Raw genomic sequence first — 23791 nt, forward strand, 5'->3', positions numbered from 1 at the left:
CTACGACAACGACGTCGATCGACGCGTCGCCATCCTGCCCCACCTCGACAAACCGCCAACAAGGTGGTCCCGGCCGCCTCCCGCAGAGCGTCCGTCGAGCCCGCGCCCGGCGCGGGTTCCACGTCGGGCGGGGGGTGATTGTCGGCGGGAACCGGCCGGGGTCGGTACGGTGATCGACGCGGCGTTGCGTCGAGGGTGCCGGATCGCGGTCGCGGCACGGGGTGGATTCGGGACAGGAACACGGGGGGCGCGATCGTCATGACGCACTCATTGCCGGGGCAGGGTCGGGGCCGCGGGCCGACACCACGACCGGGACCGACACCACAACCGTGGGGCGGGGCGACGGAGCCGCCCGCGGCGAACCGGCCGGCCGCGCCGCGCAAGGTGCGGGTGATCGTGGTGTGTGTGCTGATCACCGCGGCATCGGCCGCCGTGATCGCGTTCCTGGTGTTGTGGTTGCACAACGTCGGCCAGTCGGTGGGCCCCCTGGACCGCGGCGACCTCAAGAAGGACCTGCCCGGTCCCCGCGACGTCGGCCTCGGCGCACCGGTGCTACCCGGTATCGCGGGAGGTGGCGCGTGAGCACCCCGCGGCACCCGCACGACCCGGACGGCGCGCCGAACCGGCAGGACTCGCAGGACCCGTGGGACGAGCAACGCCGGGCCCGGGCGGGGCAGTCCACGCCCCCGGGGTTCGCCCCGCCGGCGTCGCCCGGGACACCTCCGCCGTTCGCCCCGCCGGCCCAGGCCCAGACGCCACCCGCGTTCGCCCCGCCGTCGGATCGGACCGCACCCCAGTCGCCGGGCCATCCTCACAGCCGGCCTGCCGCCCCCGACCCGGCCCAACCACAGCCCCGACCCGCGCCGTTCCCGAACGCCTCCGGCGGCGGCTTCGTCGCCAACCCCAACCTGCCGCTGCACGACCCGCATCCGCAGCCCACGCCCTACCCGCACGCGCACCCGCACCCGCACCCGCACCCGCACGTAGCCGGGTATGTCGGCCCGGCCGGCCCCGGTTCGCCGCTCCCGCCGACGCCGGCCCCGATGCCGCTGCAACCCGCCGCCTCGGCGCACCACTTCGTGTTCGGACCGCCGCTCGCCCCGGACCGGGTCCGGCCCGCGCGCGATCGGCCGATCCTGCTCCGCGGCACGATCCTGGCCCTGGTGGTACTCGCGATCGCGGGTGTCGGCGCGGTCCGGCAGGCCGTCCGGCAGCCCCAGGGCTACGACAACGTCGGCGAACGCGTCACCGTCGCCTGGGCGTTGAAGGAGGGTCGGGACGGCCCCAAGCCCCCCGACAACGCGGTCGCCGACCCGCGCACGCTGGAGGGCACCTGGTTCCAGGGCGACACCGTGGTCCGCTCGGAACGTGCCCGGGTGGTGGCGTACCGCGTGGACAGCGGGGCCACCGTGTGGGAGAAGCCGCTCCCGAACGGTGCCGCGATGTGCGCGGCCGGCACCGAGACCGACGGCCCGATCGCCGTCGTCGTCTACGGCCTCGGTACCGCGTGCGACCGGATCGCCGGCATCGACATCACCTCCGGCACCGAGGTGTGGAGCAAGCCGCGCCCCGCCAAGGACACCCCCGCCCGCGAACGCCTGGCCGTCTCGCGCGGTGTCGCGGTCAGCGGCGACACCGCGTTCCGGATCAAGGACGGCGCTCAACTGTGGGTCGCGGACCGCACCTTCGCGGCGGGCTGCCACGTCACCGGCTTCCGCGGCGGCCCCGCGCTCGTCGCCAACGGACTGTGCGGGACCACCGACGCCGTGTGGGCGGTCGACCCGCTCACCGGCAAGCCGGCCTGGGTGCACAAGCTGCCCCGGGACGGCACCGTCGCCAAGGGCGGATCGCCGGTGGTCGCCACCTCCCCCGTGATCGTCGACGAGCCGAACGCACCGGGCGGGCCGACGCGGCTGATCGTGTTGTCCGACCGGGGCGAGCCCGCCTACCCGATCGAGGCCGGCGGCCCGCTGATCGGCGACGCGCGCGGCACCGCGCCGCGCATCCTGGCCGACGACCGCACGATCTACGTTCCCGGCAACAACGGCCGGTCCGTGCACGCGTCCAGCACGCCCGGGGCCAACCAGATCATCGCGATCGACCGGGCGAGCGGCCGCGTGCGCTGGATCTCCGCGCTGCCCGCCGCCGTCAAGGTCGTGGGCGTGAGCGTGGACAGCAAGGCCGCGCCGATCGCGGTGGACCGGGACGGCGGCCTGCGGGTATGGGTCAACGCCCGAGGCAGCAAGCCCCCGCGCCTGGTCCACTTCGACCCGGAAACCGGGCACATCCGCGTACTCGACGAGTATCCGCTGCGCCTGGGCGTCTCCGTCGCCGAGACGATGCCCAAGCCCTTCGAACACGACGGCCGACTGTTCCTGGTCGAGGAGAGCACCGCCGGCCTCGGCTACCGCGTGATCACCAGCGCGCGAAGCAAGGACTAGCCGCGGCGTGTCCTCGATCGCCCGTCGGGCTCCACGACGCCCGGCGGGCGATCGAGGACCCGCCCCGGGCGTACCCACCCGCGTCCGGGGCCGGGTGGTCGGCCTCGGCGGCTACCTCGGTCCCTGCCTCGGTCCCTGCCCAGGTCCCTGAACCGCGTCTCGGGTCTGCGGCGAGCGTGACCCCCACGGGCCGCTGCGCCAGGTGATGCCGTTCCAGCGGCCGAGCCGGCGGATCTCCCAGATGCTCAACCCGGTGATGATCAGCGAACCGCCCACGCCGACCACCGCCTTGATGTTGCCCGGCACGATGTCGGAGCCCGCGAACAGCGGGTTGTCGGTCTTGACCAGCATGTCGGTGAGCGCGAACGTCCAGGCCAGCCACATCGCCATCAGCGCGGGCAACATCGGGTGCCCGTCCGCCGCCGAGAACAGGTGTTGCGCCACCTGCCAGATGGCCACCAGGGCGAACCCGAAGACCCAGATCCCGGCGACCATGGACACCCACGACAACACGAGCTGCACCACGGTCCCGTCGGTGCGCAGCGTGTTGGTGTCGGCGCCGAGTCCCGCGCCCTTGCGGCACCCCCAGGCCAGGGCGATGCCCAGCACCGGGACGATCAGGAACAACCCGACCGAGCGGATCGGATGGATCAACTGGCGCATGGTCAGCGACCGCAGGTGCGGCCGGGCGCAGAGCACCAGGAGGCAGCCCATCAACAGGATGCCGACGATGCCGTACAGCGGCAGCAGCACCAGCCGACGCACCATCGCCGAGACCAACTCGGCGACCACCTGGGCACCCTGCACCTTGGTGGTGGCGCCGGAGGCGTGCGTGCGCTCCTGGTACAGCCCGCGCAGGAACACGGCCAACACGATGGTCAGGCCGAGCCACGCGCGTACCCGGTTGAGGTTGCCCATCAGCCCGTCCGGCTTGCCGATCCGGTGCGACGGACGCAACATCCGGTGCGCGAGCACGCCCGGAACCACCACCGAGGCGACGTTGGCGATCCAGCGCCGCTCGATCTGCGCGGGTGTCTCGACGGCCGCGTGCGCGGGTGTGTGCCCGGGTGCGTATGGGTGTGGCAGCGTGGATGCGTGCTGGCCGGCATGGGCCATCGGTCGGAACCTCCCCGCAGAACGACCGGCTCGGGCCGCACCACGTTAGCAACGCCCACCGCCTGCCACGCGCGCCCGGCCGCCATCGGTCGGCCTGGGCCGCGCGGCCCGGCCGCACCACCCGCGGATCTCAACCCGCGGCGGCGCCGATCCGGGGCGCGATGCCGGCGAGTTCGGCCAGGCGTCGGGCCGAGTCGAGGCGACCCGGTCGGTCGTACGAACTCGTGGTGACCAGGAACTCGTCCGCGTCGGTGCGGGCGAACAGGGCGGCCAGCCGGGCGGCGACGGTCTCGGCGGTGCCGTGGATCTGCTCGCGCAGCGCCGCGTCCAGGTGTTCCCGCTCGCGGGTGCTCGGTGTGCCGGCGCGAATGCGCTCGGCCGGGATCAGCGGCGGGAAGGTGCCTCGAGTGCGTGAATACGCGGCGGCCCATGCCTCGGGCAGCAGCAGGTCGTGGGCCGCCTCCTCGGTCTCGGCGACCGCGACCGTGCCGGCCGCCACGACGTAGGGCCGCGCCGACCACGCGGACGGGCGAAACGCGGTCCGGTAGCGCTCGATCGCGCGCAGCATGCGCTCCTCGCCGATCGCCGCGGCGACCACGAGCGGCACCCCCGCCCGCGCCGCGTGGTCCGCGCCGGCCCCGGTGGCCAGCACGAAGGGGGCGGGGCGCAGTCCCTCGGCCGGTCGGGCGTGCACGCCGGGATGCGCGTCCTGGGTGCCCAGGAAGTAGCCGAGCAACTCGGCCAGGCGGTCCGGAAAGTCCTCGGCCGCGTCCTTGCCCCGACCCAGGGCCGCCCGAATCCCGTCGGTGAAGCCCACCGAACGACCCACGCCCAGGTCGATCCGCCCGGGATACAACGATTCGAGCACGCCGAACTGCTCCGCCACCACCAGCGGTTGGTGATTGGGCAACATCACCCCGCCGGTCCCGACCCGAATCCGCTCGGTGACCGCCGCCACCGCGGCGGCCAACACGGTGGGTGCCGACCCGGCCACGCCCGGCACGCTGTGATGCTCGGCGACCCAGAACCGGTGATACCCCAACCGCTCCACGTCCCGCGCGAACGCCACGGCATGACGCAACGCGGAGGCCGGATGCTCCCCGTCCAGGGTGAGCGACCTGTCGAGCACGGAAAACCGGACCCCCGGCGGCACAACGTTCACACCACCCCCAACGCCGCCCCGGCCAGGGAATTCCCGAGGCGGTCGGGCGGCGGGGGCGGCGAGCGGGGTGGGCCGCGCCGGGGGGTCCGGCGGTGGGGATCAGTCGCGTACCGCGCCCTCCGGGCGGTAGACCATCAGGCGGCGACCCTTGGCGATGCGGAGTTGGGACGCGCCGGGGCGGACTTCGCCGTCGACGGCGAGTTCGGCGCCCTCCTGTATTTCGGACAGGCGCATCGTGCGGGTCGTGGACGCCTCGTACACGCGCGAGGTGCCGAGGGTGCCGGAGAGTACGGCGGCCACCAGTCGGGTGCGGGCCAGCGGTCGGGAGGCGTCGACGATGCGTACGTCCAGGAGGCCGTCGGTGAGGTCGGGGCGGTAGGTGGGCGCGAAGCCCTCCGGGGCGTATTGGCCGTTGCCCAGGAACAGCAGCCACAACGAGCGGGGACGGCCGTTGACCCGCATCTTGACCGGACCCGCGTCCCGGAGCACCCGGACCAGGCCCACCAGCATGGCCGGCCACTTGCCGATCTTGCCCTCCAACTCCTCGCGGAAGCGCACCAGATCGGGGTAGACGCCGAGCGAGAAGGTGTTCAGGAAGAGCTCCGGGCCCAGTTCCTGCCCGTCGTCGGAGAACGGGTGCGAGTGGTCGCGCTGCAACTCGGCGACGTCCACCGACACCGCCTCGCCCGCCGCGAGCGCCTGCGCGGTGTCGTCCAGTCGGGTCAGGCCCAGGTCGCCGGCGAAGTGGTTGAGCGTGCCGGCGGGGAAGACCGCGAGCGGCATGCCCCGATCGAGCGCGATCCGCGCCGCGCAGTTCACGCTGCCGTCGCCACCCGCGACGCCCAGCACCTGGGCCTCCCGGGCCGCCTCGCACAACAGCGCGACCAGATCGCCGTTCTGGCCGCGCTCGACCACCTTGGCGGCCGGCAGCAGTTCGCGCAGGCGCTGGGCGGCGTCGCCCTCGGGGCCGGCCGAGGAGTTGACCACGACCACCAGGCCGTCCCCCTCGACCAGGGCCGGCACCTTCCCGCGCGGCGGCGGCGCGGACGCCGCCTCCACCGGCCGGGTCGGCCACCAGCGCAGCGTCACCGCCGCCAGGCCCGCGCCGAGCGCCGCGCCGGCCAGGACGTCACCCGGATAGTGCACGCCGGTGTACACCCGGGAGAAGGCCACCGACCCGGCCAGCGCGCCGGCCGCCACGCCCAACGGACGCGACTCCAAAGCGACTCCGGTGGCGAAGGCCGCCGCGGAGGCCGCGTGCCCGGACGGGAACGACGTCGTCCACGGCTGCCTGCTGAGTCGGCGGGCCATCGGCACCGCGTCGATCACCGGCCGGGGCCGGCGTACCCAACTCTTGAGGACCACGTTGGTCACGGTCGACGCGAGCGCCACCGAACCCAGTCCGCGCAATGCCGCCCGGCGCCCGCTGCGTCCACCGGAAAGCGCCATTCCCGCACCGGTCACCGCCCACAGACGCGAATGGTTGGCCGCGCGCGACAAGGCGGGCAGCGCCTTGTTCGCCCACGGCACATGATGCGTTGCCACCCACGCGAAGGCCGCCCGGTCGGCGGCATGGATCTTTCCCATGGCGCCATCACTACCCGTAAGCGGTCCCGGACACCACGACCTGCGTCACATCCGGAGCGCCTCGGACACCTCGGACAGTTCGACCGGGTACTCGATGCGCTCCAGCCAGGCCGCGGGCCACCCGTCGAGGCCGTGCACCGCGCCGATCATCGCGCCCGTCAACGCGGCGATCGAGTCCGAGTCGCCGGAGGTGGCGGCGGCCCGGGCCAGCGCCGACCTCGGGTCGTCCGGATACAGCGCGACACACGACACGGCCGTGGCCAACGCCTCCTCCGCGATCCAGCCGGCGCCGGTGATCCGGCACGGATCCGACCGTCGATCGCGCTCCAGCAGCGCGCTGTCCAACCGGTCCAGCACGCCCAGGCATTCGTCCCAGCCGCGCGCGATGAAGCCCTCCGGTGTGTCCGCGAACGGGCCGCGCCACAGGTCCTCGCCGAGCCAGTCGGCGTGGTAGACCTCGCGCTGCGCCTCGGCGTGCGCACGCAGGTACGCGGGCAGGTCGGCGATCGACACACCGGTACGCAGCGCGTGTACCGCGGTCGCGGTCAGGTCCGAGGCGGCCAGTGCGGTGGGGTGACCATGGGTGATCGCCGCCTGGAGCTGCGCCGCACCGCACCGCGCGGCCTCGTCGAGGTGGTCGACCAGGCCCAGCGGGGTCACCCGCATGTTCGCGCCGCAGCCCTTGGAGCCGCGGCGGGTCGCGTCGATCCAGCTCCGGCCGGCGGCCAACTCGGCGCACGCGGACATGCACGTGTGCCCCGGCGCGCGGGTGTTGTCCGGGGAGTCCCACCAGGTCAGGAACCGCTCGATCAGCAACGGCGCGAACTGCTCGGCGGTCAGCACCCACCCGTTCGCCCGCGCGTGCGGCCCCGCGTTCGTCCGCGCGTCGATCAGCGCGTGGGCCACCGCCAGGCCCATCTGGGTGTCGTCGGTGACCAGCGCGGGCGTGCCTTCCAGGTCCATCGGGCCGGGCAGTTCGTATCGGCGCACGATCTGCGCGTAGGACAGGAATTCCGTCGGCGCGCCCAACGCGTCCCCGTACGCCAGGCCGAACATGCTCCCGCGCACCCGCTCCGCGTTCCCCACCATGTGGCACCACCCTTCGTCGAGGTCCCAGCCTGCCGGCCGGGCGGCTCGCGTCCGGATCTTTATGCGGGCCGGTGACGGGCACGCGGGGCGGGGCGGCGGCGGGGCGGCGATCCGTGCAGGGGTGGGACACACCGCCCCGAAAGGGTTCGAAATCGTGGCCCCGGGGCGAAGCTTGAAGGCATGGACGTACTCTCCGGCCGCATCCTGTTGCGCCCCCTCGACCTCGATCGTTCGCTGGCCTTCTACCGCGACGTGCTCGGACTCGCGATCGCCCGCGAGTTCGGGACCGGGACACATCGCGGGACGGTGTTCTTCCTCGGCGGCGGGTTCCTGGAGGTCTCGGGCACCGCGACGGAGACCGGGCCCGGCTGCGCGGATCTGCGGTTGTGGCTCCAGGTGCGGGACTTGGGCGTCACCCACAAGGAACTCCTGGGCAGGGGCGCCACCGTGCTGCGCGAACCGCGCCGGGAGGAGTGGGGGTTGGACGAGATGTGGATCGCCGATCCGGACGGGGTGCGGATCTGTGTGGTGCAGGTGCCGGACGAGCATCCGATCCGCTATCGACCGGGCATCTGACCCGACGCGACCCGGCATCCGACGGGACGTCGGCGGCCGTCGCGCGAGCCGCCGGACACCGCGGTGCGTGGCTTGGGCAAACCCGATCGGCCGGTATTCCCGGGCCTCTTGACGGCCTCGGGCGGCGACGACACACTCAAGCTACCAGCCGGTAACAATTCGACGATGTCCCGGGGGCCACCACCCATGACCGCCTTCAACCTCGCGCTGAACGAGGACCAGACCACCATCCGCGACTGGGTGCACACCTTCGCCGCCGAGACGATGCGCCCGGCCGCCGCCGAGTGGGACGAGCGGGAGGAGACCCCCTGGCCGATCATCCAGGAAGCCGCCAAGATCGGACTCTACTCCCTCGACTTCTTCACCACCCAGGCGTTCGACCCCACCGGCCTGAGCATGCCGCTGATCATGGAGGAACTCTTCTGGGGCGACGCCGGGTTGGGCCTGGCGTTGACCGGCACCGCGCTCGCCGCGGCCGGCCTGGTGGCCAACGGCACGCAGGAACAGATCATCACCTGGGCACCCGAACTGTTCGGCACCACCGACGACGTCCGAGTCGCCGCGTTCTGCTCCTCCGAGCCCGACGCCGGTTCCGACGTCTCCTCGATGCGCACCCGCGCCGAATTCGACGAGGCCACCGGCGACTGGATCCTCAACGGGGTCAAGACCTGGGCCACCAACGGCGGCATCGCGCACGTGCACGTCGTGGTCGCCACCACCGACCCCGCCCTCGGCTCGCGCGGCCAGGCCAGTTTCGTGATCCCGCCGAACACGCCCGGGTTGTCCCAGGGACAGAAGTTCAAGAAGCACGGGATCCGCGCGTCGCACACCGCCGAGGTGGTGCTGGACCACGTCCGGGTCCCCGGCGACTGCCTGTTGGGCGGCAAGGACAAGCTGGACGAGCGGCTCGCGCGCGCCAGGTCCGGCACGTCCGGGCGCTCGAACGCGGCGATGGCCACCTTCGAGTCGTCCCGCCCGGCGGTCGCCGCGCAGGCGGTGGGCATCGCGCGCGCCGCCTACGAGGTGGCCCTGGAATACGCGCAGGTCCGCGAGCAGTTCGGCCGGCCGATCATCGACAACCAGGGCGTCGCGTTCACCATCGCCGACATGCGCACCCGGATCGACGCGGCCCGGCTGCTCACCTGGCGGGCCTCGTGGATGGCGGCGACGAACCAGCCGTTCACCGCGGCCGAGGGCTCGATGTCCAAGCTGTACGCCGGCGAGACCGCCAAGTGGGTCACCTCCGCCGCGATGCAGATCCTCGGCGGCAACGGATACACCCGCGAATACCCGGTCGAGCGCATGCACCGGGACAGCGCGATCTACACGATCTTCGAGGGCACGAGCGAGATCCAGCGGCTGGTCATCGCGCGGACGTTGTCGGGCGTACCGATCCGCTGACGAACGAACAGGTCAGAGCCTCTTTGGCCCTCAAGAAGCAACGCCCGGCCGCAATCAGCGGACGGGCGTTGTTTGGCTTTTCAAGATCAGTTGGGAGACAACTGGGAGACGAGGTTCAGCCAACTCCGGAAGCGGTCTCGTCCCCGGCTGATGCGGTGCAGGATCGCTCCCACCGCGCCTGCAACGCCTGGGCGATGGACACCTCCATCGCTTCGGTCACGTGCCCATACACGCTCTCGATCCCCTGGAGGATGTGCCCCAGGCGCTCCTCGACGGCCACCCGCGGCATAAGGTCCTCGTCGAGCCACACTTTGTGCCCATGTCTCAACCCGTGCGGGATCATGCCGCTCCCCGCGAGCCCTTCCACCGGAGGGATCTCCGGGAGCGCCCCACGGCCTCGCGTCGGCGGAGCTGCGCACCGACCGTCGACGAGCGGCCGCCAGAAGAACGTGTAGAAATCGCCGCCGGCCAGAAGTTGCCCTCCTTTGAGGGCGGTGAACAGGGTGGGAGCCGTGTGGGTCGACAACAGCCTGGAGAGCAGGTCGGCAAGGAAGGGCGGCAGGAGGATCGAGCGGGCGCTCCCGTACTTCGGGTCTGGGAACTCACGTGCCCCCTCGATGTATTGGAATTGTCGAGTCAGGTTGATGCGCCTGCCGTACTCCTTGCCGAGGAACTGGCAGTCCTCCCGCTTGATCCCGGCAATTTCACCCATACGCATGCCCGTGTACGCAAGGGTCAGGACGATCGCGTAGCCCATCTCGCCGTTCGGAGCCCACCGGATTCGTGCGTTCTCGGCCAGGCTGAGGGCTTGCTCCGGTGATGCCCACACCTTTTCGTCTTTATCCTTGCGGACGTACCGCCCGCGTCGGCGCTTGCGAGGGGGGATGGGGCTCCGCGGGATGAGCTTCTCCTCGACTGCGTCGTCGAGCAGCATCCGTAGCACCGAGATGATGCCGTCGACGTAGTTCTTGGAATAGGTCTTGCGAAGTTCCTTCTCCCAGGCCCGAAACGCAAGCCCGGTGATCTTCCGCAACTGCACCTCGCCCCAGCGCGGGAGGATGTGTCCATCCAACCGCTTGCGGTACTCGTACTCGCTCTTGGGTGCTACGTCGATGGCGGGGAGCCAGCTTTCGACGAATGTCCCCAGTGTGATTTCGCCGTCGCGAGGATCGATGAACACTTGGCGACGGACGTCCGTCTCCTGTGCTCGACCGTAGTCGAGTGCGTCTTGCTTCGTTGCGAAACCTGGCTCGGACGCCCATGAACCGTCCGGCGATTGGTATCGAACGCGCCAGGGCTTGGCCCCTTTTCCGCGCTTTTCTGCATATGCCATGCATCACCCCTGCGCGCTGTGCGCGATGGGTTGGGGCGGGTGGCCCGCCGCCAGGACGGGCGGGCCTCCCGCAACGGCTTTACGGGGTCGTAGTCAAGGGAAGGCGATCGGGCATCCGGCGCAGGCGCGGCGACAGTCCACGCCCTGCGCTCGGAGACCTGCGATGGCTGTATCCAGAGCATCCGCGTCGGTGAGAACGCGCGGTGTCAGACCACACAGCCGGACTCCCTTGTGCTTTCCCTCGGTTACGACTCCCGTGGTGCTGTAAATCGCGGGCCCCATGGCCACGATCATGCCGACCGGCATAGTGCCTCCTTGCCGGCTCGTACCCCCAAGTGGCGCACTCGATCGTCGCATGGGACCGCGCAGTTTCTCGCAGTTACTCGCAGGTTCGTGCGGTCATGTTTGCAACAAAAGCATAAAGATAGCTAAAGGTGATCAGTTGATCACGATTCGATGCGCTATCCGTCGCCTCTGTCGGGCTCGGCGACCAGTCCCCTGCGGCGCATCTCCTCGATGAACGCACTCGACGCCCGCTGGATGTCCGCGCCGGTGGCGGTGGGGATGGCGTGCACCATCGTGTCGGTCAGGATGCGACGGATCTCGTCCTCGTCGCCCGGGCGCCAGAAAGAGTCGTCGGCGCTCTTCGACACCTGCTCCGGACCGTTCGGGACAACTCTGTCCGGGTCCGCCTGCGTGTTGGCGTATGGAAGAAGTGTCGGTTCGCCGCCCTTCATGATCGCGTCGGCGGAGCCGGGGGCCCAGCCCACGACTCTTTCGGCGGCGGCCAGGTTCATGTCGATCGTCTCGGCGGTCCCCTTCTCGATGTGCATCCACGTTGTCTGTGTCATGTGGGCCGCTTTGGCGGCGGCCCCTTTCCTGAGGCCGCGAGCGATCCGGGCCTGGGCGAGGTGTCGACCCAGGCGCTGACGCGGGGTCTCGGCGTGCGTCTCTGCCATGGGGCTCAGTGTCGCAGTCACACGCAGGCACAGCGAGCCCTGTCCGGTGAACAGACCGGAAACCGGCACTGCTGGCCAGATCTCGCAGTCTGCGGCCGATAATGCGCGGCGAGTGAGCGCGATTCCTCGCGGTCGCCACGAGTAACTGCGAGATACTGCGAGAAACCGCTAGACGAGACTGCGAATGACTGCTAGTTTTCTGGCATGCACCAACCCGCAACGATCGCGGTGAGGGGCAGTCGAATCCGCGAAAAGCGGCAGGTCAGAGGCATGTCGATACGCGAGCTGGCAGCCATCCTGGGCGTCCACGTCAGCTACGTGTCGAAGCTCGAAACCGGCAGCCGCAAGCGGATGAGCCCCGAGAAGTACGTGACCCTCCGCGATGCCCTCCACATGACGGACAAGACCCTTCGTGCACCCATCACGAACGCAAAGAAGGAGGTAACAAGTGAACAACATCACCTCGACTCCGGTCCCGGAGGCGGGCCCTGTGGCCCTGTATGACCCGGAAAGCGCCGCCGAGCGGCTCAAGGAGATCGGCATGAAGGTCTCCGGGCGCTGGCTGCGGGACGGCGTGAACCACGACGAGTTCCCGCACACCCGAGCCGGCCGAAAGCTGTTCTTCAGCGACGCGCACCTGGCCGCGATTCAGGAAATGAAGTCCCACGACAACGGCGTGAAGCCCAACCGCCGCAAGTCCCGGACGAGTTGCCCGAAGCCCCGTAGCCGGGCGCTCAGTTCCGTCTGACCTTCGCTTTCTCCCATCCATGCGCCACGTCCTGGCGTTAGCCATGCCCGAACCGGCTGGCCGAGATGCCCGAGAACGCGAGTGCGGGCCGCGACCGATGGCACGGCGCGACCCGCTGACCCACCACCACCGAAGACGTTGATCCGAAGGAGTGGCAGGACCTATGCAGACTACCGAACCGATTCCCCCGGAAACCGTCGCCGACCTGCTCGACAAAGCGGCCGACCTGATCGAGACGCAGGGCCTGCTCCGGCACGAAGGCTGGATCGACCTGCACGAGCACGGGCCCCTGGGCGCCTCGACCGCCCTGTTCGTGGCCGAGACCGGCAAGGTCCTGGTCCACCCGATGCCCCCCGTGGTGTTCGCCGCGCTCCAGTTGTGCGCCTACGCGGAGGGGGACCTGGACACGTGGGCGGACAACGTCGCCGAGGACGCCGGCGAGGTGGCCGCGCTGCTGCGGTACGTCGCGGCGTGCGAGCGGGAGGTCGAGGACCAGACGGCCGACGAGGTTGCGGGAACTCTCGCGGGTGACCTGGTCGGGCAGGGCGAGCGGTGGCGGGCATTGTGCGCCGCCGGCCGGAACCCGCACGCGCTGCCGGTGGCGGTGGCGGCATGAGCGCCTACGTGTTTCGCGCCGAGGGCTTGACCGAGACTCAGCTCGACGGGCTCGCGTGCGTGCTGTGTGGGGTGTCGTACCCGCGGGTGTCGACGCCGATCGGCATCGTGCCGGGCCGCGGCCAGGTCTTCGTGTGCGACCCGTCCTGCCCGACGATTCCGGGCGTGCGCCGGTTGACGGTGGCGGAGTTGCTGGTGCAGCCGGACCCGTGTGACCCGTCGCCGGACGAGGTGGCACCGGCGGGTGTGGCGTGGGCGTGGCGGGATTCGTGCCACTGCAAGACGACGGACGACGCCTACGAGATCGAGCATCGGCTGTCGTGTGCGCGGCCGGGTTGGTACCTGGTCGGGCCGGGGGCCGAGGGCGGCGAGTGGTTGGGGTCGTGGCAGGCGATGGCGCAGGTGTTCGCGGAGCGGTGGATCGCGGCGCACGCGGTCCGGCCGGTGGCCAGCGACACGACGACCGGGGGGACCCGATGACGACGACCAACCTGCCCGACTTTGCCGATGTATTCCGGCGGGCGGCCGAGGTGATCCGCCGAAACGGCTGGACTCAGGAGACCCTGTCTGCCGCCGATCCGGTCCGCGGCGACGTGCCGGCGGAGTGTGCGGTGTGCGCTGACGGCGCCCTGCGGCTGGTGATCACGGGGGCCCCGGAAGGCCAGAGCCCGGTTGCCCATGAGGCCGAGCGCGCCTTCATTGCCCTCGTGCAGATGTCGGGTGATCCCCGTCAGATCCCGATGGACGTGATCGCTACCTGGAACGACGCTCCGGAGCGCACGGCCGATGAGGTGATCGCGGCGTTCGAAACAGCCGCGGTTGCGGTCGCGGCCGGTCGGTTGATGGCGGGCCGGGTGTTTGTGCCCGAGTGGACGCGGATCGCGGATCGGCGGTGGGCTCTCAGGGTCGGCGACGTGCTGTGGTCTCTGGATCTGCGCGAGGACGTTGACCCGGCCGGCTGGTATCTGGCGGGTCCGGGGCGGTTCACGCAGAGCGTGTGGGTCGCTCGGCATCTGGCCGGGGCGTGTGACGTCGGCACTCGCACGATCCGCGAGTACATCGCGGCCGAGTCGGGCGGTGCGGCGTGAAAACCCCCGAGTTCCGGCGCGGGGACCTGCGCCGGCGTGGATGGCACGCGATCCACCCCGAGCGATACGAGCGCATCGTCGATGACGTGCTCTGGGCGCTCGACGACCTCGACGACACCGAGATCGGCCCGAACGACCCCGGGCCCGGCTGGTACCTGTACGGGCCCGGCCCGTTCGTGGACGGTCGGTTCCTCGTGTGGTCCGACACGGTTCCGACGGCGGGTGCCGACGCCGTGATCCGGACCCACCGTTATCTCGCGTGCGACTGCTGCGGTCGGGTCGGCAGGGTCCGCAACATGGCCGGTATCCGGCTGTGCGCGGGCAACACCACCGGGCTCGGCGGGCCGTGCCCGACGCCGAGCGAGACCCCCGCGTGACCGCCCCGACCGCCGCCGTCCCGCCCCCCGGGGCGGCGGCCCCCACCGACACCCGCTGCGCGCGCTGCGGCGGATCCACCGTCGAGCCCACCGACCCCGCCCAGTGCTGCTGGGGCTGCGGCGGCGCGGGCCTGGCCGCTGACGAGGCCGCCGACATCTACAGGGGAGAACCGTGACCGCCCGCAAGAAGGCCGAACCCGCGCCCGCGTCCACAGGCGAGGACCGCATCCCCAAGCCCTCCCAAGGCTGGTACCGGGTGCCCGGCAGCGGCGAGAAGCTGCGCCGCGTCACCACCATCCTGGGCCAGGGATACCCCAAGCCCGAGCTGGTGTTCTGGTCCGCGAACCTCACCGCCGCCGACGCGTTCGCCACGCTGCCCCGCCTCGTCGCCGCCTCGCTGCGGCCCACCGACAAGGAAGCCGCGTACGACTGGCTCCGCAAGGGCCACATCCGCAAGAAGGACGAACGCTCCGACATCGGCACAGCGGCCCACACGCTCGTCGAGGCGCACGTCCTGGGCAAGCCGCTCCCCGAAGCACTCCTGAACGACCGGCAAATGGCCCCCTACCTGCGGCACTTCCTGACGTTCGTCGACGACTGGCAGGTCACCTTCGAGGCGTCGGAGATGACCGTCGGGAACTTCACCCACGGATACGCCGGGAAGCTCGACTACCTCCTGCGGTCGCCCCTGATCGCCCGCCTTCTCGACGTCCCCGCGGACACCGTCCTGCTGGGCGACACCAAGACCGGCGGCGAGCTGGACGAGAAGGGCGTGTACCCGGAAGCCGGCCTGCAGATGGCCGCGTACCGCGGGGCCGAGGTCGGGTGGTTGCGCGACGGCACGCGAATCCCGCTGCCTCCGATCCACAGCGTGGGGATCGTTCTGCACCTGCGGCCCGAGGGCTACCGGGTGATGCCGCTGGCCTGCGGTGACGACGTGTTCGCCGCGTTCTTGCACGTGCAGCAGGTCGCCGAGTTCAAGCGGGTCCTGTCCAAGTCCGTCGTCGGCGCTCCGCTGAGCCTGCCGGCCCTCACCACCGAAGGGGCTGCGGCCTGATGCCCATCCTCGACCTTCAACAGCGGATGCGTCAGCTCGGCGAGATCCGCATCGGTCACACCATCGACACCGGGCGCACCCGCAAGGACGGCAAGCCGCTCCTCCGTCCCGCAAAGCTCGACAAGTTCCGGTTCACGTCGCCCTCGCGTCCGCTCCTGGAGCAGGTGGCCGCCCTGTACGGCGGAACCGTCCAGGCGTGGACTCCGGCGAACGGTGCCGCCGCCGAGTACGAGGTGTACTCGACGAGCAGTCGTCTCCCGGTCCTGGTGCCGCCGAAGAATGCGTTCTCGCAGTGGTACGAGCAGTACAAGGGCGCGCGGTGCGTGCGCCGCTGTGACGGAGCGACCGAGCAGAAGACCGACAAGCCGTGCCTGTGCGACATGGCCAAGCGGGACTGCGCGATCACGACCCGGCTCAACGTGATGCTGAAGGATCTGCCCGCACTGGGCATCTGGCTCCTGACCACGCACGGCTACTACGCGGCGGTCGAACTGCCTGCTGCCGCCGAGTTGTTGGCCATGACCAACGGCTACGTCCCTGGGTGGCTCGGGATGGAGCTGAAGAAGGTCATGCGCGACGAGGGCCCGGCCGAGTTCATGGTTCCCACCCTCGATGTGGAGATCACGCCGACGGCGCTGATGTCCGGCCGAGTCCCCGGGATCGGGCCGAGTCCCGAGCGGGCGGTCGCCGCGGGGGCTGAACGCGTGGCCATTGCTGCGGCGCCGGATTACGCGGCTCTCGCGTCGGTTGCCGCGACATTCAAGGAGGTCGTCGAGGTTCGCCGCCAAGCCGAGGCCGCCGGGCACCTCACCAAGGATCTGGACGAGCGCCTCAGGGCCATCGGCGAGCCGCTCCGCGCGGCACCGCAGGCCCCGGCCGCCGATCAGGCCGAGACTCCGCCTCCGCAGCCCGCCCCGGAACTTGAGGTCGTCGACGCCGAGGTCGTCGACGACGACCCGACCGACGTGTGGTTCCAGGTCATGGCCGTGGCCGGCCGCAAGGGCTGGGACACCGACCGCCTCAACGGCGAGTTCGCCGCCGCGTACGACGGCCTCACCCCCGGGTCGGCGACCGCCGGCCAGCTCCGCGCATTCCTCACCAGCCTGAAGGGTTCGAAGTGACGACGCATCTGAAGGGCGCCCAGGCGCTCGTCGAACTCCTCACCGAGGCGCCCGCATGGCTGCCCCCGGTCGTCGGCTGGGAGATCGGCGCGGCCACCGAGGCCGACCCCCGGCACGTGATGGGGCAGCTCGACGACGAGGCCGTCGGCAAGCGCACGCTGCTGCGGAAGCTGGCCGAGGAGACCGGCGGCGAGTTCCAGGAAGGCGAGCCGGTCGGCGAGCGGGACGGCTCCCACTTCCGCAACCTCGGCGCCGAGTTCTGGTTCGCGGGCGCGCGGTTCACGGTATGGGTGCTGGTCATCGAGTACGTGGCGGTGCCCTCGTGAGCTGGCACCTGGAGCGCATGGCCGCGTTCGACACCGAGACCACCGGGCCGAATCCCGAAACCGCGCGGATCGTGTCCGCCGCGATCATCGGCGTCGGCGGCGGCAAGCCCACCGACCCGGCGACGTGGCTGGTCAACCCCGGCGTGGAGATCCCCGCGGAGGCCGCCGCCATCCACGGCATCACCACCGAACGCGCGGTCGCCGAGGGCATGGAGGCGAAGCAGGCGGTCGAGGAGACCGCCACGATCCTCGCCTCGTACATCGAGGACCGCACGCCGATCGTCGCCTTCAACGCCAGGTTCGACCTGACGTTGCTGGACCGCGAGTGCCGCCGGCACGGGCTCGTCCCGCCGACGGAACGCAGCCTGCACCCGCCGCTGGTCATCGACCCGTACGTCATCGACAAGCAGCTCGCGCGACGCAAGGGCAAGCGCACGCTGACCGCGCAGTGCGAGCACTACGGGATCGTCCTGGGCGACGACGCGCACGACGCGACCGCCGACGCCCTGGCCGGGGCACGGCTGGCGTACAAGCTCGCGTGCCGCTACCCGGGGAACCTGCAGGTGCGGCTGAAGGACCTGCACGGGCTGCAGCAGTCGTGGGCGCACGACCAGGCGGTGAGTCTGCAGGCGTACTTCCGCCGCACGGATCCGGATGCCGTGGTCGAGGGTGCGTGGCCGCTCGTGCCGTACACCGGAGGCGAGTCGTGACGGGCCGTCTCGTCACCCTGCTGGGCCGGGTCTCCCCGGCCCGGCGGGGCCCCCGCGCCCCTGTCGCGGTCGAGGGCGGTGTCCACGTCGTCACCTCGCTCCCGACCCGCGTCCCGCCCCGCCCGCACCGCGCGCCCGGCCAGTGCCTCGCGGACGAGGACTGGTACGTCGCCCCCGGGTCCCTGTGGGAGCCCGTGCCGACCGGCCGCCACCGGAGGCCCCGGTGATCCTCGACGCCGCCCTCTTCTACCTCGCGTTCCTGGTCTGCGTCGTCGCCGTCATGCGCGCGACCAAGGCCCGCAACCACGCCGAACGCGACGCCGACCGAACCCCCACGTCCCGGACGGAGGAACCGTGACCCACCGAACCTGCCGCACCTGCCGACGCACGCTGCTTTTGGATGCCTTCGTCGTCGACCGGCGAAACCCGACCGGCCACACCGCGGAGTGCAAGTCCTGCCACCGGGACCGAGGCCGGCGAAGCGCCCGCCGCGTGCTCGCCCCGGACACGGTCCTGGACGTCGACGAGGTCGCCGTCGAGCGCGCCGTCGCCGGGGATCCGCCCGGCCGGATGACCGCCGACGAGCGACGCGTCGCCGTCCGCGTCCTCACCGAACGAGGCATGGCCCACCGGGAGATCGCCCGAACCCTGCGGGTGACCCCCCGCACGGTAACCCGGGCGCGGCACTACATGCGGACCGTCCCCCCTTTCTGCCCGAACTGCGTGGGCGACGCCTGCCGCTGGCACCCCGAGAGGACCGCAGCATGACGTACCGAGTCATCCTCACCGGCTCCCGCTGGTGGACCCAGAGCATCGCCATCCGCGCCGTTCTCGGCGACCTCCAGATCGAACACGGCGGCGACCTGGTCGTCGTCCACGGCGCCTGCCCCACCGGAGCGGACGCCCTCGGCGACCTGATCGCCGACGAGTTCGGCATCCGCCGCGACCCGTTCGCCGCGTACTGGGACCACTGCGCGCCGATCTGCCCCAGGAAGCCCCATCGCAAGATGCGCAAGCCCGGGGACGTGCACCACCCGGGTGTGCTCCCGGACTACTGCCCCGGCGCCGGCCCGCGCCGCAACCTGGCGATGGCCGAGCGCGGAGCCCGCGAGTTCGTGGCGTTCGCCGCGGCCGAGCGATCGTTCGGCACCGCCAACATGATCAAGCTCGCGCGGGAACACGGAATCGGTGGACGCAAGTGGGTGCCCGGCGGCGGCGCTCCGGTCCTGCTGCCCGCCCTGGCTCGGCGAGGTGCCGCATGACCGCCATCGACGACATCGCCCACGCCCACACCGCCGTTGCTCGCACCCTGCGCGGCGTTCGCCCCGACCTCGCGGTCACCGCCTACGGCATCCCCGCCCCGCAGGGCAGCAAGCGCCACGTCGGCAACGGCCGGCTGATCGAGTCCTCGAAGCGCGTCAAGCCGTGGCGCGAGGCCGTCCGGCTCGCCGCGCACGAGGTGTTGGACGCGACCGGTACCGGGCCGCTCGACGGACCGCTCGCGGTCGAGTTGACCCTGACCGTGGTCAAGCCCGCGTCGGCTCCGAAGCGGCGCACGACGTGGCCGATCACCCGCTCGTCCGGCGACCTGGACAAGCTCATCAGGTCGACGTTCGACGCGCTCACCGACGCGAAGGCAATCGCCGACGACTCTCGGATCGTCGAGGTCACCGCGACGAAGGTCTACCCCGGCGAGGGCTACGACGCGCTGGAACGGCCGGGCGCGGTCATCCGGGTCTGGCGCATCGGCGGTGGCTCGTGACGGCCCATCAGCTCGACCTCCTCGCCGACCTCGGCCCACGCAAGTGCCGCGCCTGTGACCGGACCGCAACCACGCGCCTCGTCTGGGCCTCCGACCTCCTCCGATCGTGCTACGCGCGGCCCGACGCCCGTGACGCCTACCGCGCGACCAACGGCCGTTACCCCGCGCTCGTCGGAGAAGGTCTCGACGTCTGCCGGCTGTGTGTCTCCTACTACCGGGGCATGTTGACCCACCGCGACACGGTCGTCTACGGCACCGGCGTCCGGGAGGCGGCGTGACCGCCCACCAGGACGACCTGTTCGGCGGTGCGATCACACCCGCGGTCCTCGCCGGCACACGCCCGCCCGCTTCCGACGACAGCGCGGGGGTTCGCCGCACCAAGCGGCAGATCGCCGACGTCGCCGCCGGACGCCACCCCCTCACCGGCGGCGGCCTCAACCCCATGGCCCCCGCGAACGCCCTCGACAAGCAGGCCCTCGGCCTGCGATGCGGCTCCTGCGTCCACCGCGTGTTCCAGCACGGCTACGGCAAGACCTGGCCCAAGTGCGACGCCTTCGGACCCAAGTACCTCACCCACGGCGCGGCGACCGACGTCCGCGCCTGGTGGCCCGCCTGCGGCAACCACCAAACACAAACCCCCTGATTACCCGCACCACCGAGCGAAAGGCCACACCATGCCCCGACTCCCCAAGGACGCCGTCCCCGAGGTCAAGCTCGACGCCTCCGGCGGCGCCGTCGAAATCAGCCTCACCCGCGACCAGCGCCGCGAACTCTTCGAAGCGCCCGACTCCACCGTCATGGCCGTGGTCGAGCTGACCGCGAAGAAGTACACCGGCACCGCCGCGAGCGAGGAGAAGGCCCCGCAGGTCGTCGTCCGCGTCACGTTCGCCGAGACCGCCCGCACCCCGGACGAGGAGCGGGGTCTGCGCGAGGCCATGCGCGCAATGTTCCGGCGGCGCAAGCTCGACGGCACCCTCGACGAGGTCGGCCCCGGCCCGCGCGACCCGAGCCTCTACCTCGACGAGATCACCGAACGTCTGCCGTCCGAGGCGGAGTTCCGGACCCACATGGACGCGTGACCGGCCGCCATCCCCACACCGGGGACGGGCGATCCACCTGCCCCCGGTGCTCGGCCCCGGTCCTGAACAGCCCCACCGACGGGCGCCTCGACGCGGACCCGCACCTGTACGGCCCCTACATCCCCGACGGCGGATCCATCACCGCCCGACAGGCACTCGCCGCACTCGCCGCCGGCACCCCGGCCGGCCACCGGCGGCACGAATGCCCGCCGCCCACCTGCACGCAGCTCACGCTCATCTGACCGAGGAGTCCCGTGGACAACGTCCATTACCTGCGCGAGGACGAGGGACCCCTGACGCGCCTGCCGCCCCACGACATCGACGCCGAGATGCGCATCCTCGGACTGTCCATGTACGACCCCGCCGAGCACGAACGCGCGTGCGCGCTCATGGAACCGGGCGACTTCTACCGGTCCGCCCACGAAACCCTGTGGCGGGCCCTGTCCCGCCTCCACGCCGAGGGCACCCCCACCGACCCGATCGCCCTCAACCACGAGCTGTCCCGCACCGGCGACATCAAGCGCGTCGGCGGCGCTCCCTACCTCCACACCGTGTACTCCCAGGCCGCCGTGGTCGGGCAGGCCGGGTACTACGCGAAGATCATCCACGAGCACGCCGAGACCCGGGCCGAGATCGCCCTGGGCACGCGGCTCATGCAGAACGGTCACTCGGCCGACCACGACCCTGCCGAAGCCGGAAAGCTGATCACCAAGTTCATCGAGAAGCGGACGAAGTCCGCGCTGGACATCGCCCACCCGTGGGCGCCGCTCGACCTCACCGACGTCGTCGAGGGCAAACAGCTCAACGCCGCACCCGAGTTCCTCCAGCGCGACGACGGCGAATCCCTCCTGTACGCGGGCAAGATCCACTCCGTCTCGGGGGAGTCCGAGTCCGGCAAGACCTGGCTCCTCCTCCTCGCCTGCGCGCAACTCATCGGCGCCGGCGGCGTCGTCCTCTACCTCGACTTCGAAGACAGTGCCGCAGGCATCGTCGGCCGTCTCATGGCGCTCGGCATCCCCGCCGAGATGATCCTCCAGGGCCTGCGGTACTGCCGGCCCGACGTCCCGATCGACGACGCGGCCCGCTCGGTGATCGGCGCCGTGATCGAGCGGGACCGGCCCGGCCTGTGCGTCGTCGACGGCGTCACCGAGGCCATGAACCTCCACGGCCTGGAACCGCTCAGCAACTCGGACGCCGCCACCTTCTACACCGCGGTGCCACGGTTCGTCGCCAACATGGGTCCGGCCGTGGCGATGATCGACCACGTCGTCAAGGACAGCGAGAAGCGCGGCCGGTACGCGATGGGCGCCCAGCACAAGCTCGCCGGCATCGACGGCGCGGCCTACCTGGTCGAGCCGATCAAGCCGTTCGGCTATGGGGCCCACGGCATCAGCCGTGTGCGAGTGGCCAAGGACCGGCCGGGTCGGGTGCGCGAGCAGGCCGTCGGCGCGGTGATCGGCGATCTGCAGATGTTCTCGGCCGAGGACCGCTCGGTGCGCGTGGAGTTGCGGTCCCCGCGGCCGTACACCGACGACGACACTCCGACGCTGTTCCGGCCCACGGCCCTGATGGAGAAGATCTCCCGCGCGGTCGAGGAGAACCCGGGCCTGACGAAGTCGGCCCTGGAGGCGGCCGTCGACGGCAAGAACGACGTGAAGCGGCTGGCGCTGGAACTCCTCATCGCGGGCGGGTTCGTGGAGGTTCGCGGCGGGGCCCGGAACGCGCATCTCCACACCTGTCGCAAGCCGTTTCGCGAGGCGGCCGACACCCCGGGAACGACCCTGCCCCACCCTGCCCCTGATCTTGAAGCGGAGTCGGGCAAATGAGGCATTCCCGGTTCGCGACGACCCTGCCCCACCCTGCCCCTTCCGAGGGGCAGGGTCGAATCGGGGCAAAGGGGACGCATTTCTGATGCTGTGTCAGATTCAGATTTCCATGATCAGGGGCACGGTCAAAACCCACTCCCACCAGCACAAACACCAACCCCGAACGACCCTGCCCCGACCGTGCCCCCACCCTGCCCCCGATCTTGCTCCAGACCCGAAAACGACCCTGCCCCTCCCTCCTCCCTTTAGGGAGGGGCGGGGTCGTGGGACTGGTCGCCGGCCCGAAAGCGAGAACCCCATGCACCACCCCCTGACCCCCCTGGAACGAGACGTCCACGACCTCATCGCCGAAGCCCTCATCACCGACACCGACACCAGCCTCGCCGACCTCGCCCGCCACATCGTCGCCACCGTCCAAGGCCCCAGCCCCATCACCCCGAAAACCCACGCACTCCCCGAAGACGCACGACACATCGCCCGACACCTCGAAGCCACACACAAGGAGCACTGACCCGCACATGGCCGGAGACACCCTCATCACCGTGATCGGCAACCTCACCGCCGACCCCGAACTCCGCTTCACCCCCAGCGGCGCCGCCGTCGCCAACTTCACCGTGGCGTCCACGCCGCGCACGTTCGACCGTCAGACGAACGAGTGGAAGGACGGCGAACCGCTCTTCATGCGCTGCTCCGCATGGAAGCAACTCGCGGAGAACGTCGCGGAGTCGCTCACCAAGGGCACCGGCGTCATCGCCCAAGGCCGCCTCAAGCAGCGCTCCTACGAGACCAAAGAAGGCGAGAAGCGCACCGTCGTCGAACTCGAGGTCGACGAGATCGGCCCCACCCTCAAGTGGGCCACCGCCAAGATCACGAAGGCCGGCCGCACGAACACCGCCGGCGGCAACACGCAACGCCCGCCACAGCAGGCCCGGCAAGACGACCCCTGGGCCAACGGCGGCCAGCAGAACAGCGGATGGACCGCACCCGCCACCACGGACGACAACCCCCCGTTCTGACCCCGCCCGGCCGGGCGCCCCGACACGAGCGCCCGGCCCCACCCCCACGGAGCCCCAGTGACCGACACGACCCACGGCATCGAAGGCCGCTGCCAGCGATGCCGCCAAATCCGCAGGCTCTTCCCCTGGCGCCCGCCCCGCATCCCCGTCGACTGGACACAGGGCCCCGTCGCCATCCAGCTCTGCCAGCGATGCCGAGACGAGCAGTACGAGGAGGAGGCCGAGCTGATCGACGAGCACGCCGACGAGGAGGAGGTGTGGCACCGCATGGACACCCACCTCGCGTTCGCCGCCCGACCCATCGCCACCGCGGCGACCGGACGGGCCGACGACCCCGCACCCACCACCGGGAGCACCACGTGACCGACGACGCCATCGCCGCCGTCCGCCGAGCCCTCGCCA

The 23791-nt window shown here is 71.1% G+C and carries 34 protein-coding genes; 28 read left to right on the top strand and 6 right to left on the bottom strand.

All coding sequences use genetic code 11. From position 1 onward, the window contains the following. Positions 1–258: 258 nt before the first annotated feature. Both ABZ374_RS41725 and ABZ374_RS41730 read left to right on the top strand, forming a co-directional pair. Positions 259–582, top strand: coding sequence for a hypothetical protein (locus tag ABZ374_RS41725; RefSeq protein ID WP_360322541.1), 324 nt, complete (start codon positions 259–261; stop codon positions 580–582). Then, on the top strand, positions 579–2441 hold the full coding sequence (locus tag ABZ374_RS41730; protein ID WP_360322544.1) for a PQQ-binding-like beta-propeller repeat protein: 1863 nt from the start codon (positions 579–581) through the stop codon (positions 2439–2441). Before ABZ374_RS41725 ends, ABZ374_RS41730 begins: the two co-directional genes overlap by 4 nt. A gap of 111 nt (positions 2442–2552) precedes the next feature. On the opposite strand, the gene ABZ374_RS41735 is transcribed toward ABZ374_RS41730, so the two are convergent. From ABZ374_RS41735 to ABZ374_RS41750, 4 genes are all read right to left on the bottom strand, one after another. Next, on the bottom strand, positions 2553–3557 hold the full coding sequence (locus tag ABZ374_RS41735; RefSeq protein ID WP_360322547.1) for a hypothetical protein: 1005 nt from the start codon (positions 3555–3557) through the stop codon (positions 2553–2555). Positions 3558–3687: 130 nt separating this feature from the next. Then, positions 3688–4719 carry an MsnO8 family LLM class oxidoreductase gene (locus ABZ374_RS41740; RefSeq protein WP_360322550.1) on the bottom strand — a complete coding sequence of 344 codons (1032 nt, stop codon included), beginning with the start codon at positions 4717–4719 and terminating at the stop codon, positions 3688–3690. Between the two features lie 99 nt (positions 4720–4818). Beyond that, positions 4819–6306, bottom strand: a complete 1488-nt coding sequence (locus tag ABZ374_RS41745) for a phosphatase PAP2 family protein (RefSeq protein ID WP_360322553.1) — start codon at positions 6304–6306, stop codon at positions 4819–4821. A 45-nt stretch (positions 6307–6351) separates the two neighbouring features. Then, entirely contained in the window at positions 6352–7395 is a 1044-nt protein-coding gene (locus tag ABZ374_RS41750; RefSeq protein WP_360322555.1) for an ADP-ribosylglycohydrolase family protein, read from the bottom strand. A gap of 180 nt (positions 7396–7575) precedes the next feature. Here ABZ374_RS41750 and ABZ374_RS41755 point away from each other — a divergent pair, with 180 nt between their 5' ends. Continuing rightward, positions 7576–7971 carry a VOC family protein gene (locus ABZ374_RS41755; protein WP_360322558.1) on the top strand — a complete coding sequence of 132 codons (396 nt, stop codon included), beginning with the start codon at positions 7576–7578 and terminating at the stop codon, positions 7969–7971. A gap of 186 nt (positions 7972–8157) precedes the next feature. Further along, positions 8158–9372 (top strand): acyl-CoA dehydrogenase family protein, encoded by a 1215-nt coding sequence (locus ABZ374_RS41760; RefSeq protein ID WP_360322561.1) that lies wholly within the window; start codon positions 8158–8160, stop codon positions 9370–9372. A gap of 115 nt (positions 9373–9487) precedes the next feature. Here ABZ374_RS41760 and ABZ374_RS41765 read toward each other — a convergent pair whose 3' ends face one another. Next, complete coding sequence (locus tag ABZ374_RS41765; protein ID WP_360322564.1) at positions 9488–10705, bottom strand: hypothetical protein; 1218 nt, start codon at positions 10703–10705, stop codon at positions 9488–9490. A 461-nt stretch (positions 10706–11166) separates the two neighbouring features. Continuing rightward, positions 11167–11664 (bottom strand): helix-turn-helix transcriptional regulator, encoded by a 498-nt coding sequence (locus ABZ374_RS41770; protein ID WP_360322567.1) that lies wholly within the window; start codon positions 11662–11664, stop codon positions 11167–11169. A gap of 204 nt (positions 11665–11868) precedes the next feature. On the opposite strand from ABZ374_RS41770, the gene ABZ374_RS41775 reads away from it, so the two are divergent. The 24 genes from ABZ374_RS41775 to ABZ374_RS41890 all read left to right on the top strand — a co-directional run bounded on the left by ABZ374_RS41775 (position 11869) and on the right by ABZ374_RS41890 (position 23752). Further along, entirely contained in the window at positions 11869–12168 is a 300-nt protein-coding gene (locus ABZ374_RS41775; protein ID WP_360322570.1) for a helix-turn-helix transcriptional regulator, read from the top strand. Further along, positions 12113–12412 carry a hypothetical protein gene (locus tag ABZ374_RS41780; RefSeq protein ID WP_360322632.1) on the top strand — a complete coding sequence of 100 codons (300 nt, stop codon included), beginning with the start codon at positions 12113–12115 and terminating at the stop codon, positions 12410–12412. Before ABZ374_RS41775 ends, ABZ374_RS41780 begins: the two co-directional genes overlap by 56 nt. Before the next feature lie 163 nt (positions 12413–12575). Beyond that, positions 12576–13028, top strand: a complete 453-nt coding sequence (locus tag ABZ374_RS41785; protein WP_360322573.1) for a hypothetical protein — start codon at positions 12576–12578, stop codon at positions 13026–13028. Beyond that, positions 13025–13507, top strand: coding sequence for a hypothetical protein (locus tag ABZ374_RS41790; protein ID WP_360322576.1), 483 nt, complete (start codon positions 13025–13027; stop codon positions 13505–13507). The genes ABZ374_RS41785 and ABZ374_RS41790 overlap by 4 nt, the downstream gene beginning before the upstream one ends. Next, on the top strand, positions 13504–14115 hold the full coding sequence (locus ABZ374_RS41795; protein ID WP_360322579.1) for a hypothetical protein: 612 nt from the start codon (positions 13504–13506) through the stop codon (positions 14113–14115). Before ABZ374_RS41790 ends, ABZ374_RS41795 begins: the two co-directional genes overlap by 4 nt. After that, a complete protein-coding gene (locus ABZ374_RS41800; protein ID WP_360322582.1) occupies positions 14112–14492 on the top strand; it encodes a hypothetical protein in 381 nt (126 codons plus the stop codon). The genes ABZ374_RS41795 and ABZ374_RS41800 overlap by 4 nt, the downstream gene beginning before the upstream one ends. Further along, positions 14489–14668: a hypothetical protein gene (locus tag ABZ374_RS41805; RefSeq protein WP_360322585.1), complete on the top strand. Its 180-nt coding sequence runs from the start codon at positions 14489–14491 to the stop codon at positions 14666–14668. The genes ABZ374_RS41800 and ABZ374_RS41805 overlap by 4 nt, the downstream gene beginning before the upstream one ends. Further along, positions 14665–15549, top strand: coding sequence for a hypothetical protein (locus tag ABZ374_RS41810; protein WP_360322588.1), 885 nt, complete (start codon positions 14665–14667; stop codon positions 15547–15549). The genes ABZ374_RS41805 and ABZ374_RS41810 overlap by 4 nt, the downstream gene beginning before the upstream one ends. After that, entirely contained in the window at positions 15549–16670 is a 1122-nt protein-coding gene (locus ABZ374_RS41815; RefSeq protein WP_360322591.1) for a hypothetical protein, read from the top strand. The genes ABZ374_RS41810 and ABZ374_RS41815 overlap by 1 nt, the downstream gene beginning before the upstream one ends. Further along, on the top strand, positions 16667–16996 hold the full coding sequence (locus ABZ374_RS41820; protein WP_360322594.1) for a hypothetical protein: 330 nt from the start codon (positions 16667–16669) through the stop codon (positions 16994–16996). Before ABZ374_RS41815 ends, ABZ374_RS41820 begins: the two co-directional genes overlap by 4 nt. Next, complete coding sequence (locus ABZ374_RS41825; RefSeq protein ID WP_360322597.1) at positions 16993–17706, top strand: exonuclease domain-containing protein; 714 nt, start codon at positions 16993–16995, stop codon at positions 17704–17706. Before ABZ374_RS41820 ends, ABZ374_RS41825 begins: the two co-directional genes overlap by 4 nt. Beyond that, a complete protein-coding gene (locus ABZ374_RS41830) occupies positions 17703–17933 on the top strand; it encodes a hypothetical protein (RefSeq protein ID WP_360322599.1) in 231 nt (76 codons plus the stop codon). The genes ABZ374_RS41825 and ABZ374_RS41830 overlap by 4 nt, the downstream gene beginning before the upstream one ends. After that, positions 17930–18064 carry a hypothetical protein gene (locus ABZ374_RS41835; protein WP_360322602.1) on the top strand — a complete coding sequence of 45 codons (135 nt, stop codon included), beginning with the start codon at positions 17930–17932 and terminating at the stop codon, positions 18062–18064. The genes ABZ374_RS41830 and ABZ374_RS41835 overlap by 4 nt, the downstream gene beginning before the upstream one ends. Further along, complete coding sequence (locus ABZ374_RS41840) at positions 18061–18474, top strand: hypothetical protein (protein ID WP_360322605.1); 414 nt, start codon at positions 18061–18063, stop codon at positions 18472–18474. The genes ABZ374_RS41835 and ABZ374_RS41840 overlap by 4 nt, the downstream gene beginning before the upstream one ends. Continuing rightward, positions 18471–18968: an SLOG family protein gene (locus tag ABZ374_RS41845; protein ID WP_360322608.1), complete on the top strand. Its 498-nt coding sequence runs from the start codon at positions 18471–18473 to the stop codon at positions 18966–18968. The genes ABZ374_RS41840 and ABZ374_RS41845 overlap by 4 nt, the downstream gene beginning before the upstream one ends. Next, complete coding sequence (locus ABZ374_RS41850; protein WP_360322611.1) at positions 18965–19468, top strand: RusA family crossover junction endodeoxyribonuclease; 504 nt, start codon at positions 18965–18967, stop codon at positions 19466–19468. Before ABZ374_RS41845 ends, ABZ374_RS41850 begins: the two co-directional genes overlap by 4 nt. Next, entirely contained in the window at positions 19465–19746 is a 282-nt protein-coding gene (locus tag ABZ374_RS41855; RefSeq protein WP_360322614.1) for a hypothetical protein, read from the top strand. Before ABZ374_RS41850 ends, ABZ374_RS41855 begins: the two co-directional genes overlap by 4 nt. After that, a complete protein-coding gene (locus ABZ374_RS41860) occupies positions 19743–20111 on the top strand; it encodes a hypothetical protein (protein ID WP_360322617.1) in 369 nt (122 codons plus the stop codon). Before ABZ374_RS41855 ends, ABZ374_RS41860 begins: the two co-directional genes overlap by 4 nt. A 31-nt stretch (positions 20112–20142) precedes the next feature. Next, positions 20143–20547: a hypothetical protein gene (locus tag ABZ374_RS41865; protein WP_360322620.1), complete on the top strand. Its 405-nt coding sequence runs from the start codon at positions 20143–20145 to the stop codon at positions 20545–20547. Continuing rightward, positions 20544–20789 (top strand): hypothetical protein, encoded by a 246-nt coding sequence (locus ABZ374_RS41870; RefSeq protein WP_360322622.1) that lies wholly within the window; start codon positions 20544–20546, stop codon positions 20787–20789. Before ABZ374_RS41865 ends, ABZ374_RS41870 begins: the two co-directional genes overlap by 4 nt. A gap of 12 nt (positions 20790–20801) precedes the next feature. After that, a complete protein-coding gene (locus tag ABZ374_RS41875) occupies positions 20802–22373 on the top strand; it encodes a DnaB-like helicase N-terminal domain-containing protein (protein WP_360322624.1) in 1572 nt (523 codons plus the stop codon). 298 nt (positions 22374–22671) lie between these two features. Next, complete coding sequence (locus ABZ374_RS41880; RefSeq protein WP_360322626.1) at positions 22672–22884, top strand: hypothetical protein; 213 nt, start codon at positions 22672–22674, stop codon at positions 22882–22884. 7 nt (positions 22885–22891) lie between these two features. Further along, the gene (locus ABZ374_RS41885; protein ID WP_360322628.1) at positions 22892–23389 is read left to right on the top strand and encodes a single-stranded DNA-binding protein; all 498 of its coding nucleotides are present in this window, start codon (positions 22892–22894) and stop codon (positions 23387–23389) included. A gap of 57 nt (positions 23390–23446) precedes the next feature. After that, positions 23447–23752: a hypothetical protein gene (locus ABZ374_RS41890; RefSeq protein ID WP_360322630.1), complete on the top strand. Its 306-nt coding sequence runs from the start codon at positions 23447–23449 to the stop codon at positions 23750–23752. The last annotated feature ends 39 nt before the right edge of the window (positions 23753–23791 follow it).

The organism is Embleya sp. NPDC005971, assembly GCF_040629175.1.
In the GTDB taxonomy this organism is placed as follows: domain Bacteria; phylum Actinomycetota; class Actinomycetes; order Streptomycetales; family Streptomycetaceae; genus Embleya.